Origin of the sequence: Shinella yambaruensis (assembly GCF_050859155.1) — a bacterium.
Lineage (GTDB): Bacteria > Pseudomonadota > Alphaproteobacteria > Rhizobiales > Rhizobiaceae > Shinella > Shinella yambaruensis.
The window spans coordinates 22,073-36,604 of sequence record NZ_CP150638.1; the positions used below are offsets into that span (position 1 = coordinate 22,073).

A 14,532-nucleotide genomic window follows, 5' to 3' on the forward strand; every position below is an offset into this window, starting at 1 on the left:
CGGAAGCAAGCGACAGTCCTGCGACCATGGCCGCGGGACTGTCCCGGCAGGTCAGACGCCGGAATTGTAGGCGGCCAGCGTCGCCATGTTGACGATGTCGCTGTCCTTCGCGCCCATCGAGACGATCTGCACCGACTTGTCGAGGCCGACGAGCAGCGGGCCGATCACCGTCGAGCCGCCGAGCTCCTGCAGCATCTTCGTCGAGATCGACGCCGAATGGAACGCCGGCATGACGAGCACGTTGCCGGGGGCCGAGAGACGGCAGAACGGATACTGCTCCATGATGCGCGGGTTGAGCGCCACATCGGCCGCCATCTCGCCGTCATACTCGAAATCGACGCGGCGGCGGTCGAGGATCTTCACGGCTTCGCGCACCCGCTCCGAACGCTCGCCCGAGGGGTGGCCGAAGGTGGAATAGGCGAGCATGGCGACGCGCGGCTCATAGCCGAGGCGGCGGGCGAGGCCGGCCGCTTCCTCCGCGATGTCGGCCAGTTCCTCCGAGGAGGGCATGTCGTGCACGGCGGTGTCGGCGACGAGCACGGCGCGCCCGCGGCAGAGCGCCAGCGACGCGCCGATGACCCGGTGGCCGGGCTTGGCGTCGATGCAGCGGCGCACGTCTTCCAGCGCGGTGGAATAGTTGCGGGTGAGGCCCGTCACCATGCCGTCGGCATCGCCGAGCGCCACCATGCAGGCCGCGAAGTGGTTGCGGTCGTTGTGGATCAGGCGCTGGGCGTCGCGGTAGAGGAAGCCTTTCCGCTGCAGGCGGGCATAGAGGTAGTCGATATAGACGTTGTTGCGCTTGGAGATGCGGGCGTTGAGCAGCTCGATGCCGGGCCGGTCGAGGTCGATGCCGGCGCGCTCCGCCGTCTCGCGGATGTGCTCCTCGCGGCCGAGCAGGATGGCGGTGCCGAGCTGCTGGTTGGCATAGGACACGGCGGCGCGCATCATCTGCTCTTCCTCGCCCTCGGCGAAGACGACGCGCTTCGGCTGGCGCCGCACGCGGGCATAGATCTGCTGGAGCGTCGAGGCGATCGGGTCGCGTCGGGCACGCAGATCACGTGCATAGGCGTCGAGGTCGGGGATGTTCTTGCGCGCGACGCCGGTCTCCATCGCGGCCTTGGCGACGGCGACGGGGATGGCCGAGATGAGGCGCGGGTCGAAGGGGACGGGGATGATGTACTGCGCGCCGAAGCGCGGGCGCACGCCCTGGTAGGCGGCGGCGACGTCGTCCGGCACGTCTTCCTTGGCAAGATGGGCGAGCGCCTCGGCCGCCGCGATCTTCATCGCGTCATTGATGGTGGAGGCGCGCACGTCGAGCGCGCCGCGGAAGATATAGGGGAAGCCGAGAACGTTGTTGACCTGGTTCGGATAGTCCGAGCGACCGGTGGCGACGATAGCGTCGTCGCGGATGCGGGCGACCTCTTCCGGCGTGATTTCCGGGTCGGGATTGGCCATGGCGAAGATGATCGGCCGCGGCGCCATGGAGCGGATCATCTCCTCCGAAAGCGCGCCCTTGGCCGAAAGGCCGAAGACGACGTCGGCGCCGTCCATGGCCTCGGCGAGCGTGCGACGGTCGGTCTTGACCGCATGCGCCGACTTCCACTGGTTCATGCCGTCTTCGCGGCCCTGGTAGATGACGCCCTTGGTGTCGCAGAGGATGACGTTCTCCGGCGCGAAGCCCATCGACTTGATGAGCTCGATGCAGGCGATGGCCGCGGCGCCCGCGCCGTTGCAGACGAGCTTGGTCGTCTTGAAGTCGCGGCCCGTCAGCGCCAGCGCGTTGATCAGGCCGGCGGCGGCGATGATGGCGGTACCGTGCTGGTCGTCATGGAAGACCGGGATGTCCATCAGTTCGCGCAGGCGCTGCTCGATGATGAAGCAGTCGGGCGCCTTGATGTCTTCCAGGTTGATGCCGCCGAAGGAGGGGCCGAGATAGCGCACGCAATTGATGAACTCGTCGACATTCTCGGTGTCGACCTCGAGGTCGATCGAATCGACGTCGGCAAAGCGCTTGAAAAGCACCGACTTGCCTTCCATCACCGGCTTGGAGGCGAGCGCGCCGAGATTGCCGAGGCCGAGGATGGCCGTGCCGTTCGAGATGACGGCGACCATGTTGCCGCGCGTCGTGTAGTCATAGGCGGTCGCCGGATCCGCGGCGATGGCCTTCACCGGCACCGCGACGCCCGGCGAATAGGCGAGCGAAAGGTCGCGCTGCGTCGCCATCGGCTTGGTCGGCGTGATCTCCAGCTTTCCGGGGCGCCCGGACGCGTGGAAATCCAGTGCTTCCGTGTCGGTGACGGTTGCCCTCTGGCGATCGGATTTGTCGGTTCCCGGCATGCTTCCCCCTTCACACTCCTGTGGGCGATAGGCCCATAACTCCTCGCAGGTGTTGTTTTCTATAGCGCCCCGTGGCTAGGGTGACACCTCTTTTTTAGGAAGAACTGACTCTCCGTGAACGATCAGATCGTGCGTCCGAACGATATCCTGTCGACGGCAGACCTTGCCAGTGACGAAAGCCGCGCATCGGCAACGCCGATGATGGAGCAGTATATCGAAATCAAGGCGGCCAATCCGGACAGCATGCTGTTCTACCGCATGGGCGATTTCTACGAGCTGTTCTTCCAGGACGCCGTGGACGCCGCCCGCGCGCTCGGCATCACGCTGACGAAGCGCGGCCAGCATATGGGCCTCGACATCCCCATGTGCGGCGTGCCGGTCCATGCCGCCGACGACTATCTGCAGAGGCTGATCGCGCTCGGCTTCCGCGTCGCGGTCTGCGAGCAGGTCGAGGATCCGGCGGAGGCGAAGAAGCGCGGCTCGAAATCCGTCGTGCGGCGCGACGTGGTGCGCCTCGTCACGCCGGGCACGCTGACCGAGGAGAAGCTGCTCTCGCCCTCCGACGCCAACTACCTGATGGCCGTCGCGCGCATCCGCGGCGGGGCGGAGCCATCGATGGCGCTCGCCTGGATCGATATTTCGACCGGCATCTTCCGTCTGTCGGAAACCAGCCAGGGCCAGCTTCTCGCCGATATCCTGCGCATCGAGCCGCGCGAACTGATCGTGCCGGACACGGTGTTCTACGATCCGGAATTCCGCCCGGTGCTCGACGTGCTCGGCCGCGTCGCCGTGCCGCAGCCGGCCGTGCTCTTCGACAGCGCGACGGCGGAGGGCCGCATCGCCCGCTATTTCGGCGTCTCGACGCTGGACGGCTTCGGCACTTTCTCCCGCGCCGAACTTGCCGCCGCCTCGGCGGCCGTCGCCTATGTGGAAAAGACGCAGATCGCCGAGCGCCCGCCGCTCGGCCGGCCGGAGCGGGAAAGTTCCGCCTCCACGCTCTTCATCGATCCGGCGACGCGCGCCAATCTCGAACTGGTGCGCACGCTCTCCGGCGAGCGCTCCGGCACGCTCCTGAAGGCGATCGACCGCACGGTGACCAGCGGCGGGGCGCGGCTGCTCGCCGAGCGGCTGATGTCGCCGCTGACCGATCCGGACACGATCAACGCGCGGCTCGATTCGATCGCCGCCCTTGGCGACCGGCCGTCCTTCTGCGAGGACCTGCGCGCGGTGCTGAAGCGGCTGCCCGACATGCCGCGCGCCCTGTCGCGCATCGCGCTCGGCCGGGGCGGGCCGCGTGATCTCGGCGCGATCCTGCAGGGCCTTACGATTTCCGGCGACGTCGCCCGGCTGATGGCCGCCGAGGGGTTGCAGGGCGAGCTTGCCGAGGCCGCGCAGGCCATCGGCGCACTGCCGCTCGACCTTTCGCATCGCCTTGCCGTCATGCTCGCCGATGAGCTGCCGCTCTTGAAGCGCGACGGCGGCTTCATACGCGAGGGCGCGGATGGCGAACTCGACGAGATGCGGGCGTTGCGCGACCAGTCGCGCCGCGTCATTGCCGGGCTCCAGCTGCAATATGCCGAGGAAACGGGCGTCAAGTCGCTGAAGATCAAGCACAACAACGTGCTCGGCTACTTCATCGAGGTCTCCGCCGGCAATGCCGCGGCGCTGACGGAGGGCGACGAGGCAAAGGCGCGCTTCATCCACCGCCAGACCATGGCCGGCGCCATGCGTTTCACCACGACGGTGCTTTCCGAGCTGGAGACGAAGATCGCCAATGCCGCCGACCGGGCGCTCGCCATCGAGCTTGCCGCCTTCAACGGCCTGGTCGATGCCGTCGTCGCCGAGGCCGAGGCCATCAAGGCGGCGGCGCGGGCGCTTGCCGTCATCGATGTCTCCGCCGGGCTTGCGGCGCTTGCCGAGGAGCAGGCCTATTGCCGGCCCGTCGTCGACCGCTCCACCATGTTCGCCATCGTCGGCGGGCGGCATCCGGTCGTCGAGCAGGCGTTGCGCCGCCAGCAGGCCGCCGCCTTCGTCGCCAATTCCTGCGACCTCTCGCCGAAGGACGGCAAGGGCCACGGTGCGATCTGGCTGCTCACCGGCCCGAACATGGGCGGTAAGTCGACCTTCCTGCGCCAGAACGCGCTCATCGCCATCCTCGCCCAGATGGGATCCTACGTGCCGGCCGAAAGCGCCCATATCGGCATCGTCGACCGGCTCTTCTCGCGCGTCGGCGCGTCGGACGACCTTGCCCGCGGCCGCTCGACCTTCATGGTGGAAATGGTCGAGACGGCGGCAATCCTCAACCAGGCGACCGACCGTTCCCTCGTCATCCTCGACGAGATCGGCCGCGGCACCGCGACCTTCGACGGTCTTTCGATCGCCTGGGCCGCCGTCGAGCACCTGCACGAGGCCAACCGCTGCCGCGGTCTCTTCGCCACGCATTTCCACGAGCTGACCGTGCTGTCGGAAAAGCTCGACCGTCTTTCCAACGCCACAATGCGCGTCAAGGAATGGGACGGTGACGTGATCTTCCTGCACGAGGTCGGCCCGGGTGCGGCGGACCGCTCCTACGGCATCCAGGTGGCGCGCCTTGCCGGCTTGCCGCCGTCGGTGGTCTCGCGCGCCAAGGATGTGCTGGCCAAGCTGGAGGATGCGGATCGCAAGAATCCGGCAAGCCAGCTCATTGATGATCTGCCGCTGTTCCAGGTCGCGGTGCGCCGCGAGGAGATCCAGCGCGGATCCGCCCCGTCGAAGGTGGAGACGCTGGTGAAGGCGCTCAACCCGGACGACATGACGCCGCGCGAGGCGCTCGATGCCCTCTATGCGCTGAAGAAAGAACTTGGCAATCGCTAGCGCCTGGGATCATTGTCCTCGCCTGCGGAAAGGGTCTATAGCGCATGCGAACCGAACGGGCGATCGACGAGAAGCGGGACGCAAGCCGGCATCCGATGGAAAAGAAACTCCTGGCGCCGGCCGATTCCGGCCTGATCGACGTGCCCGCGCTGCGCGCCAGATGCGAATTCATCGCCAGCACCAATGCCGACTATCGCGACCGCATGCGCCGCGAGCTGCTGGCCGAGTTCAAGAAGGTGAACGCCGCGGGCCGCGAGCGGGCACGCGAACTGCTCTTCGCCGATGGCAGCGGCCTGCAATGCGCCGCGCGCATTTCCTGGCTGCAGGACCAGCTGATCGCCGTCCTGCACGACTTTGCGCTCAACCACGTCTTCAGCGCCGGCCAGGCGCCGCCCGCCGCCCGCATCACGGTGACGGCCGTCGGCGGCTATGGCCGCGGCACGCTGGCACCGGGCTCGGATATCGACCTGCTCTTCCTCCTGCCGGTAAAACCCGCCGCCTGGAGCGAGCCGGCCATCGAGTTCATGCTCTACATCCTGTGGGATCTCGGCTTCAAGGTCGGCCATGCGACGCGCAACCTGGAGGAATGCATCCAGCTTTCCAAGGGCGACATGACGATCCGCACCGCGATCCTGGAGGCGCGCTACATCTGTGGCTCGGTGGCGCTGTTCGAGGATCTTGCCCTCCGCTTCGACCGAGAGATCATCCGCGGCACCGGCCCGGAATTCATCGCGGCGAAGCTCGCAGAGCGCGACGAGCGCCACCGCAAGGCCGGCGACACGCGCTACCTCGTCGAGCCGAACGTCAAGGAAGGCAAGGGCGGGCTTCGCGACCTGCACACGCTGTTCTGGATCGCCAAGTATTTCTACCACATCCGCGACCCCGCCGACCTAGTGAAGCTCGGCGTCCTGTCGCGCCAGGAATACAAGCTCTTCCAGAAGGCGGACGACTTCCTCTGGGCGGTGCGCTGCCACATGCACTTCCTGACGGGCAAGGCGGAGGAACGGCTCTCCTTCGACATCCAGCGCGAGATCGCCGAATGCCTCGGCTACCAGCCGCATCCCGGCCTTTCGGCGGTCGAGCGCTTCATGAAGCACTATTTCCTCGTCGCCAAGGACGTCGGGGACCTCACGCGCATCTTCTGCGCCACGCTGGAGGACCAGCAGGCCAAGGAAGCGCCCGGCCTCACCGCCGTCATCAGCCGCTTTACCCGCCGCACGCGCAAGATCGCCGGCACGCTCGATTTCCTCGAGGATCGCGGCCGCATCACCATCGCCGATCCCGACGTCTTCAAGCGCGATCCCGTCAACCTGATCCGGCTCTTCCACATCGCCGACATCAACGGGCTGGAATTCCATCCCGACGCGCTGAAGCAGGTCACGCGCTCGCTGAAGCTCGTCAATGCGGCGCTGCGCGAGAACGAGGAGGCGAACCGCCTCTTCCTGTCGATCCTCACCTCGCCGCGCGATCCCGCGCTCATCCTGCGCCGCATGAACGAGGCGGGGGTGCTCGGCCGGTTCATTCCGGATTTCGGCAAGATCGTCGCGATGATGCAGTTCAACATGTATCATCACTATACGGTCGACGAGCATCTGATCCGCGCCGTCGGCGTGCTGGCGGATATCGACCAGGGGCGCGAGAAGGATGCCCATCCGCTGAGCTACCAGCTGATGCCCGGTATCGAGGACCGCATTTCGCTCTATGTCGCGGTGCTGCTGCACGACATCGCCAAGGGCCGGCCGGAGGACCATTCGGAGGCGGGCGCCAGGGTCGCGCGCAAACTCTGCCCGCGCTTCGGGCTCTCGCCGAAGCAGACGGAGCTTGTCGTCTGGCTGATCGAGGAGCACCTGACCATGTCGATGGTCGCGCAGACCCGCGACCTCAACGACCGCAAGACCATCGTCGACTTCGCCGAGAAGGTGCAGTCGCTGGAGCGGCTGAAGATGCTGCTCGTGCTGACGGTCTGCGATATCCGCGCCGTCGGCCCGGGCGTGTGGAACGGCTGGAAGGGCCAGCTCCTGCGCACGCTCTATTACGAGACCGAACTCCTGATTTCCGGCGGCTTTTCCGAACTGTCGCGCAAGGAGCGCGCCCATGCCGCGCGGGAAATCCTCTCCGGCGCGCTTCCCGCCGACTGGAGCCAGAAGGACCGCAAGACCTATACGCGGCTGCACTATGATCCCTACCTGCTGACGGTCTCGCTCGAGGACCAGGTGCGCCACGCGGCCTTCATCCGCGAGGCGGACAAGGCAGGCCAGCCGCTGGCGACGATGGTGCGCACGCATTCCTTCCACGCCATTACCGAGATCACCGTGCTTTCGCCCGACCATCCGCGCCTCCTGACGGTGATCGCCGGGGCCTGCGCGGCGGCGGGCGCCAACATCGTTGATGCGCAGATCTTCACCACCTCCGACGGCCGGGCGCTCGACACGATCCTCGTCAACCGCGAGTTCCAGAACGATGCCGACGAGACGCGCCGGGCCGGCACGATCGGCCGGATGATCGAGGACGTGCTCTCCGGCCGCAAGCGCCTGCCGGAGGTGATCGCCACCCGCACGAAGAGCCGCAAGCGCAACCGCACCTTCACCGTCTCGCCTGCCGTGACGATCTCCAACACGCTGTCGAACAAGTTCACGGTGATCGAGATCGAGTGCCTCGACCGCCCCGGCCTCCTGTCCGAGGTGACGGCGGTGCTGTCGGATCTCTCGCTCGACATCGCCTCGGCGCATATCACCACCTTCGGCGAGAAGGTCATCGACACCTTCTACGTCACCGACCTCGTCGGCCAGAAGGTCACCAACGACAACCGGCAGGCCAACATCGCCGCGCGGCTGAAGGCCGTCATGGCGGACGAGGCGGACGAGCTGCGCGACCGCATGCCGCCCGGCATGATCGCGCCCGTTGCCGCCACGTCGAAGAGGATCAGGACGGAACAATGAGTCTGGTGAAAAAATTCGCGACCGTGGGCGGCGCGACGCTGGGCAGCCGCGTGCTCGGCTTCGCGCGCGAAACGCTGATGGCCGCAGCCCTCGGCACCGGGCCGATGGCCGACGCCTTCTACGCCGCCTTCCGCTTCCCCAACCTCTTCCGCCGCCTCTTCGCCGAGGGCGCCTTCAACGCCGCCTTCGTGCCGCTCTTCGCGAAAGAGATCGAGGCCGGCGGCATCGACGGGGCGAAGCGCTTTTCCGAGGAGGTCTTCGGCGTCCTCTTCACCGTGCTCCTGATGCTGACCATCGCGATGGAGCTCCTGATGCCGCTCATCGTCGCCTGGATCATCGCGCCGGGCTTCGTGGGGGATGCGGAGAAGTTCGATGTCACGGTGAAGCTCGCCGTCGTCATGTTCCCCTATCTCATGTGCATGTCGCTGACGGCGATGCTGTCGGGCATGCTGAATTCGCTGCATCACTATTTCGCCGCCGCCGTCGCGCCCGTCTTCCTCAATGTTGTGCTGATCGGCGCGCTCGGCTACGGGCTCTGGCAGGGTGCCTCGCCGCTGGAAACGGCCTGGTATCTCTCTTGGGGCGTGCTCGCCGCCGGCCTCCTGCAGATGGCCGTGCTCTATGCGGGCGTGCGCCATGCCGGCATGAAGATCGGTTTTCGCCGGCCGCGCATGACGCCGAACGTCAAGCGCCTGCTCTGGCTCGCGCTGCCGGCGGCGGTGACGGGCGGCATCACCCAGATCAATCAGATCATCGGCCAGATGATCGCCTCCACCAAGGACGGCGCGATCGCCGCCCTGCAATATGCCGACCGCGTCTACCAGCTCCCCCTCGGCGTCGTCGGCATCGCCGTCGGCGTCGTGCTGCTGCCGGAACTCGCCCGCGCGCTGAAGGGCGGGCAGGAGCGGGAGGCGGGCAACCTGCAGAACCGCTCGATGGAATTCGTGCTCTTCCTGACCCTGCCCGCCGCCGGCGCGCTCTGGGTCATCTCCGACGAGATCGTGCGCGTGCTCTACGAGCGCGGCGCCTTCAGCCCGGAAACGACGTCCGTCGTCGCCGGCACGCTTGCCATCTACGGGCTCGGCCTGCCGGGCTTCGTGATGATCAAGGCGCTGAACCCGGGCTTCTTCGCCCGCGAGGATACCAAGACGCCGATGCGCATCACGCTGCTGTCGGTCGTCGTCAACTGCATCCTCGCCGTCTCGCTCTTCCCGCTGTTCCACGAGCGCGGCATCGCCACGGCCGAAGCCGTTTCCGGCTGGCTGACGGCGCTGCTGTTGTTCGTGACGCTGGTGCGGCGTGGCCATTGGCCGCTGGAAAAGGCGCTGCTCTGGCGCGTCGCCCGCCTGCTGGCCGCGACGGTCATCATGGCCGTGGCGCTCGACTACGCCTCCGGCTATTTCGCCGATCGCCTTGCATCCACTGCGCCGCTCTACGAGCAGCTCGTGGCGCTCGGCCTGCTGATCGCCCTTGCCATGCTGGTCTATTTCTCCGTCGCCTTCCTTATCGGCGGTGCCGATCTCGGCATGATCCGGCGCAACCTCAAGCGCAAGCGCAAGGGCAAGGCCGCGCCGAGCGAGGAAAGCGCCGAATAGGCCGCCTCAGCGCGCCGCGAGCCGGGCGCGTCTTGCAAGGCGCGCCAGCCCGCCGCAATGATGCCAGTTGCGCCTCGGCCCCACATCGACATGCACGATGCCGTTGCAATAGGTGCCGACGCCGCCGATAGCCGGCGCGGACCTTGCTGCGGCGACGATCCGCTTCACCGGCACGCCCTGCACGCGGATATCGGCAGCGAGGCATTTTCGATGCAGCGATCCCCTCCGGCCGGCGGAGCGGTGGCCGGATGTGACGAGCGGCCGTCGCCCGACCTGCCGGGCGATATGGAGAAGGATTGCCCGCAGCTTGCCGGGGAAACATCGGTGCCGCACGCGCGGCGTCTGCACGGCGTAGATCTTTGCCGCGCCCTTCTCGATTCTTGCGGCGTGCTTGTGCCGTCCGCTCGCCATGGCTTCGCTCGCGAAGAACGACGTCAGCGCGATCATGCAGGCAAGCACGGTCGAACAGCTCTTTCGCATGGCACACGCCCTCCGGTCTGCGCCTTTGCGTCGAAACGCGGCCTGTCGAAATCCGACGGTCCCTGCCCCCGCCCGGAGATAAGAACCGGAAAGTGTCATTTATGAGGAGTTTCTGATGAGACGTGGCAACCGGGCGGCGCTGCTGCGGTCTTGATCGCCGCCCCCGCGCCGTGCATAAGCGGCGCCACGACAACAACGGAACCAGGCCTTCCACCCGCCTGAAGGATATCGCCATGAGCGCATTCAAGCCCCTCGTCTTCTCCGGCGTGCAGCCGACCGGCAACCTCCATCTCGGCAACTATCTCGGCGCGATCCGCAAGTTCGTCGCGCTGCAGGCCGACAACGACTGCATCTACTGCGTCGTCGACCTGCACGCGATCACCGCGCAGCTCGTGCACGACGACATGCGCGGCCAGATCCGCTCGATCGCCGCGGCCTTCATCGCCGCCGGCATCGACCCGAAGAAGCATATCGTCTTCAACCAGTCGGCCGTGCCGCAGCATGCCGAGCTCGCCTGGATCTTCAACTGCGTGGCGCGCATCGGCTGGATGGAGCGCATGACCCAGTTCAAGGACAAGGCCGGCGGCAAGAATGCCGAGCAGGTCTCGCTGGGGCTGCTTGCCTATCCGAGCCTGATGGCCGCCGACATCCTCGTCTACCGCGCCACCCATGTGCCGGTCGGCGACGACCAGAAGCAGCACCTGGAGCTGACCCGCGACATCGCGCAGAAGTTCAACATCGATTTCGGCAGCCACATCCGCAAGGCCGGCACCGGCGTCGACATCGTCGTCGGCGAGGAGCCGGTGCATGCCTATTTCCCGATGGTCGAGCCGCTGATCGGCGGCCCGGCACCGCGCGTCATGAGCCTGCGCGACGGCACCAAGAAGATGTCGAAGTCGGATGCCTCCGACCTTTCGCGCATCAACCTCACGGACGATGCCGACACGATCTCCAAGAAGATCCGCAAGGCCAAGACCGATCCGGATGCCTTGCCGGGCGAAGTCGAGGGCCTGAAGGGCCGCCCGGAGGCGGAGAACCTCGTCGGCATCTATGCCGCGCTCTCCGACAAGTCCAAGGCGGAGATCCTCGCCGAGTTCGGCGGCCAGCAGTTCTCCGTCTTCAAGCCGGCGCTCATCAACCTCGCCGTCAACGTCCTCTCGCCCATCACCGACGAGATGCGCCGCCTGATGGACGACACGAGCCATATCGACGCCATCCTGCGCGATGGCGGCGAAAGGGCGCGGGCGCGGGCCGAAAAAACCATGAAGGAAGTTCGCGACATCATCGGTTTTGTGCAGTAAGGTCGCCTCGAAACGTCCCGGCGCAAATCCCGGCAGAAGTGTGCAGCGGTTTGCGTGCGGAATTGCGCAGCACCTGGAGATGATGAGGCCGTATGGTTTCTCGACGACTTTCCCGCCTTGAAGGCCACCGCCGGAAATTCCTGGCGGTCATCGACGACACGCCGGAATGCCAGCGCGCCGTCCACTATGCGGGAATGCGGGCGAAGAACTCCAATGGCGGCGTCGTCCTGCTCTACGTGATCGCCAATGGCGATTTCCAGCAATGGCTGGGCGTCGAGGAGATCATGCGGGCCGAAGCGCGCGAGGAAGCGGAGGCCGTGCTGGCGAAGGCGGCGCAGGCCTTGCGCGAATCGGTCGGCATCGAGCCGGAAACGGTGATCCGCGAGGGCGTCGCCAGCGAAGAGATCAACGGGCTGATCGAGGAGGACCGGGACGTCGCGATCCTCGTGCTGGCGGCCGGTTCCGCCAAGGAGGGGCCGGGGCCGCTCGTCTCCTCGCTTGCCAGCCGCGGCCAGGCCTTTCCGATTCCGGTGACGGTCATTCCGGATTCGCTGTCCGACGAGGAACTGGACGCGCTGAGCTGATCTCCAGTCTTGAAGAAAGGCGCGGAAACGCCTATCTTCTTTTGAATTATTCTAAATATTCTGGCCGATCGGCGAGCGCCCGGCCGCACGGAGAGAAAGATGTTCATCCAGACCGAAGCGACGCCGAACCCGGCGACCCTGAAATTCCTGCCGGGCAAGGTGGTTCTGGAAACCGGTACGGCAGAGTTCCGCGACGAGACGGAAGCGCGCGCGGCTTCGCCCCTGGCGGCACGCCTGTTCGCCGTCCCCGGCGTCACGGGCGTGTTCCTCGGCTATGATTTCATCACCGTCACCAAGGACGGCGCCGACTGGCAGCACATGAAGCCGGCGATCCTCGGCAACATCATGGAACACTTCATGTCCGGCCAGCCGGTCATGGCGAGCGGCGCGCTCGGCGGCAACGAGACCGACGAGGGCGAATTCTTCGACGAGGGTGACGAGACGATCGTCGCCACCATCAAGGAGCTGCTCGACAGCCGCGTGCGTCCGGCCGTGGCCCAGGACGGCGGCGACATCACCTTCAAGGGGTTCCGCGACGGCGTCGTCTATCTCAACATGAAGGGTGCCTGCTCGGGTTGCCCGTCCTCAACGGCGACGCTGAAGCACGGCGTGCAGAACCTCCTTCGCCATTTCGTACCGGAAGTGCAGGAAGTTGAAGCCGTCATGTAAGGCCTGCCCCGCAATGCCCCGGTGCCCGGCATGATCGTGCTTGCGATCGATACGGCCGGCACGGGTTGCCATGCGGCGCTCTATGACCCCGACGAGGACAGGATTCTCGGCGCCGCCGGCGCCGATATCGGCCGTGGCCATGCCGAGCGGCTGATGGAATTCGTCGATGCGGCGTTCGATGCCGCCGGCCTCACGCTCAAGGATATCGATCGGATCGCCGTCACTATCGGCCCCGGCTCCTTCACCGGCATCCGCGTCGGCGTCGCGGCGGCACGCGGCCTTGCGCTGGCGCTCGGCATTCCTGCCGTCGGCGTCTCCACCCTGTCGGCGCTCGCCGCCGACCATCGGACCGCCGTGCCGCTGCTGGTCGCAATGGACGCCAAGCGGGACGAGGTCTACTGGCAGCGCTTCGCCGCCGATGGCAGCGCGCTGTCGCCGCCCGCGATCGCTGCCCTGGACGCGGCGCGAACGCTCGCGGCGGGGCATGACGGGGCGATTGCCGGCTCGGCGGCCGCGCTCCTGCTCGATGGCGCGCCGCAGGGCGGCGACGGCGTTTCCATCGCCACCGTCGCGCGCCTCGGTGCCGGCCTCGACCCGGCGGACCATCCGCCCAAGCCGCTCTATCTGCGCGGTCCCGATGCCAAGCCGCAGGCGGGTTTCGCGATCAAGAGGGCATGACGGCATGTCCCTGACCGACTATTTCACCCGCAAGCCTGCCTTCGACATCTTCCCGCTGGAAACCGCCGATGCCGGCATTGCGGCGGGCCTGCATCGCGCGCGTTTTCCCCAGCCGTGGAACGACGGCGAGTTCCATTCGCTGCTGCTGCAGGAGCCGGTCTACGGCTTCCTTGCGCTGAGGGAGGGCGCGCACGGCCGCATGGCCGGCGGCTTCGTGCTGGCCCGGGCCACGGCCGGGGAGGCGGAGATCCTGACGATCGGCGTCGACGAGCGGTTTTCCCGCGCGGGCCTCGGTTGGCGGCTGATGCAGGCGGCACTGCGCGAGGCCAAGATGCGCGGCGCCGAAGACATTTTCCTGGAGGTCGACGAGGGCAATGTCGCGGCTCGCGGGCTCTATGCCAAGCTCGGCTTTGTGAAGGTCGGCGAGCGCAAGGCCTATTATGTCGCCGCCGACGGCCACAGGTCCACGGCGCTTGTCTTGCGGCGCGATCTTCGTTAGTCCCCTATCGGGAGGTTGAACGGAAGAGGGCTGGATCGCATGTCGGATGTCGAGAAATCGCTGGAAGAGCTTTGTGTCGAGCGCGGCATGCGCATGACCGAGCAGCGCCGCGTGATCGCGCGCGTGCTGGAGGCCTCGGCCGATCACCCGGACGTGGAGGAGCTCTATCGCCGTTCGTCGGCCGTCGATTCGCGCATTTCCATCTCCACCGTCTACCGCACGGTCAAGCTCTTCGAGGATGCCGGCATCATCGAGCGCCACGATTTCCGCGACGGCCGCTCGCGCTACGAGACCGTGCCGGACGAGCACCACGACCACCTGATCGACCTGAAGAGCGGCGAGGTCATCGAGTTCCACTCGCCGGAGATCGAGGCCCTGCAGGAGCGCATCGCGCGCGAGCACGGCTTCAAGCTGGTCGACCACCGCCTCGAACTCTACGGCATTCCGCTCAAGGAGGGCGAGTGAGGCGGCCCATGACCGTTCGCTTCAGGCTGTCGCATCCGGTACCGCGGCACCCCCCTCTGCCCTGCCGGGCATCTCCCCCTCAAGGGGGGAGATCGACAAGACGCGAAAACTTCGCTCAATCAGCACCGCTGG

General features: G+C 66.7%; 11 protein-coding genes. 9 read left to right on the forward strand and 2 right to left on the reverse strand.

Translation table 11 applies throughout. The features are described 5' to 3' along the window. Positions 1-51 precede the first annotated feature (51 nt). Positions 52-2,337 carry an NADP-dependent malic enzyme gene (locus WMC41_RS00125; protein WP_244767249.1) on the reverse strand — a complete coding sequence of 762 codons (2,286 nt, stop codon included), beginning with the start codon at positions 2,335-2,337 and terminating at the stop codon, positions 52-54. Positions 2,338-2,451: 114 nt separating this feature from the next. On the opposite strand from WMC41_RS00125, the gene mutS reads away from it, so the two are divergent. From mutS to murJ, 3 genes are all read left to right on the forward strand, one after another. After that, a complete protein-coding gene (gene mutS, locus WMC41_RS00130; RefSeq protein WP_432346536.1) occupies positions 2,452-5,190 on the forward strand; it encodes a DNA mismatch repair protein MutS in 2,739 nt (912 codons plus the stop codon). Positions 5,191-5,285: 95 nt separating this feature from the next. Further along, positions 5,286-8,129, forward strand: a complete 2,844-nt coding sequence (locus WMC41_RS00135; protein ID WP_432348403.1) for a [protein-PII] uridylyltransferase — start codon at positions 5,286-5,288, stop codon at positions 8,127-8,129. Continuing rightward, positions 8,126-9,724 carry a murein biosynthesis integral membrane protein MurJ gene (gene murJ / locus WMC41_RS00140; protein ID WP_432346538.1) on the forward strand — a complete coding sequence of 533 codons (1,599 nt, stop codon included), beginning with the start codon at positions 8,126-8,128 and terminating at the stop codon, positions 9,722-9,724. The genes WMC41_RS00135 and murJ overlap by 4 nt, the downstream gene beginning before the upstream one ends. 6 nt (positions 9,725-9,730) lie before the next feature. Here the strand turns inward: murJ and WMC41_RS00145 are convergent, their stop codons facing one another. Beyond that, the gene (locus WMC41_RS00145) at positions 9,731-10,204 is read right to left on the reverse strand and encodes a YcbK family protein (RefSeq protein ID WP_288078445.1); all 474 of its coding nucleotides are present in this window, start codon (positions 10,202-10,204) and stop codon (positions 9,731-9,733) included. 233 nt (positions 10,205-10,437) lie between these two features. Between WMC41_RS00145 and trpS the strand changes: the two genes are divergently transcribed. From trpS to WMC41_RS00175, 6 genes are all read left to right on the forward strand, one after another. Continuing rightward, a complete protein-coding gene (gene trpS, locus WMC41_RS00150; protein ID WP_432346540.1) occupies positions 10,438-11,505 on the forward strand; it encodes a tryptophan--tRNA ligase in 1,068 nt (355 codons plus the stop codon). Positions 11,506-11,597: 92 nt separating this feature from the next. After that, complete coding sequence (locus WMC41_RS00155; protein WP_244767254.1) at positions 11,598-12,089, forward strand: universal stress protein; 492 nt, start codon at positions 11,598-11,600, stop codon at positions 12,087-12,089. 99 nt (positions 12,090-12,188) lie between these two features. Beyond that, positions 12,189-12,758, forward strand: a complete 570-nt coding sequence (locus WMC41_RS00160; RefSeq protein WP_244767255.1) for a NifU family protein — start codon at positions 12,189-12,191, stop codon at positions 12,756-12,758. 30 nt (positions 12,759-12,788) lie between these two features. Beyond that, positions 12,789-13,436 (forward strand): tRNA (adenosine(37)-N6)-threonylcarbamoyltransferase complex dimerization subunit type 1 TsaB, encoded by a 648-nt coding sequence (tsaB, locus tag WMC41_RS00165; protein WP_432346543.1) that lies wholly within the window; start codon positions 12,789-12,791, stop codon positions 13,434-13,436. 4 nt (positions 13,437-13,440) lie between these two features. Continuing rightward, positions 13,441-13,935, forward strand: coding sequence for a GNAT family N-acetyltransferase (locus tag WMC41_RS00170; protein WP_432346545.1), 495 nt, complete (start codon positions 13,441-13,443; stop codon positions 13,933-13,935). Between the two features lie 39 nt (positions 13,936-13,974). Next, positions 13,975-14,400 carry a Fur family transcriptional regulator gene (locus tag WMC41_RS00175; RefSeq protein ID WP_244767258.1) on the forward strand — a complete coding sequence of 142 codons (426 nt, stop codon included), beginning with the start codon at positions 13,975-13,977 and terminating at the stop codon, positions 14,398-14,400. Positions 14,401-14,532: the final 132 nt, after the last annotated feature.

Bases quoted from the DNA above. Each gene is read 5' to 3' on its own strand.
- WMC41_RS00125 (WP_244767249.1), bottom strand. From the start codon at position 2,337: ATGCCGGGAACCGACAAATCCGATCGCCAGAGGGCAACCGTCACCGAC.
- WMC41_RS00135 (WP_432348403.1), top strand. From the start codon at position 5,286: ATGGAAAAGAAACTCCTGGCGCCGGCCGATTCCGGCCTGATCGACGTG.
- murJ (WP_432346538.1), top strand. From the start codon at position 8,126: ATGAGTCTGGTGAAAAAATTCGCGACCGTGGGCGGCGCGACGCTGGGC.
- WMC41_RS00145 (WP_288078445.1), bottom strand. From the start codon at position 10,204: ATGCGAAAGAGCTGTTCGACCGTGCTTGCCTGCATGATCGCGCTGACG.
- trpS (WP_432346540.1), top strand. From the start codon at position 10,438: ATGAGCGCATTCAAGCCCCTCGTCTTCTCCGGCGTGCAGCCGACCGGC.
- WMC41_RS00155 (WP_244767254.1), top strand. From the start codon at position 11,598: ATGGTTTCTCGACGACTTTCCCGCCTTGAAGGCCACCGCCGGAAATTC.
- WMC41_RS00160 (WP_244767255.1), top strand. From the start codon at position 12,189: ATGTTCATCCAGACCGAAGCGACGCCGAACCCGGCGACCCTGAAATTC.
- tsaB (WP_432346543.1), top strand. From the start codon at position 12,789: ATGATCGTGCTTGCGATCGATACGGCCGGCACGGGTTGCCATGCGGCG.
- WMC41_RS00170 (WP_432346545.1), top strand. From the start codon at position 13,441: ATGTCCCTGACCGACTATTTCACCCGCAAGCCTGCCTTCGACATCTTC.
- WMC41_RS00175 (WP_244767258.1), top strand. From the start codon at position 13,975: ATGTCGGATGTCGAGAAATCGCTGGAAGAGCTTTGTGTCGAGCGCGGC.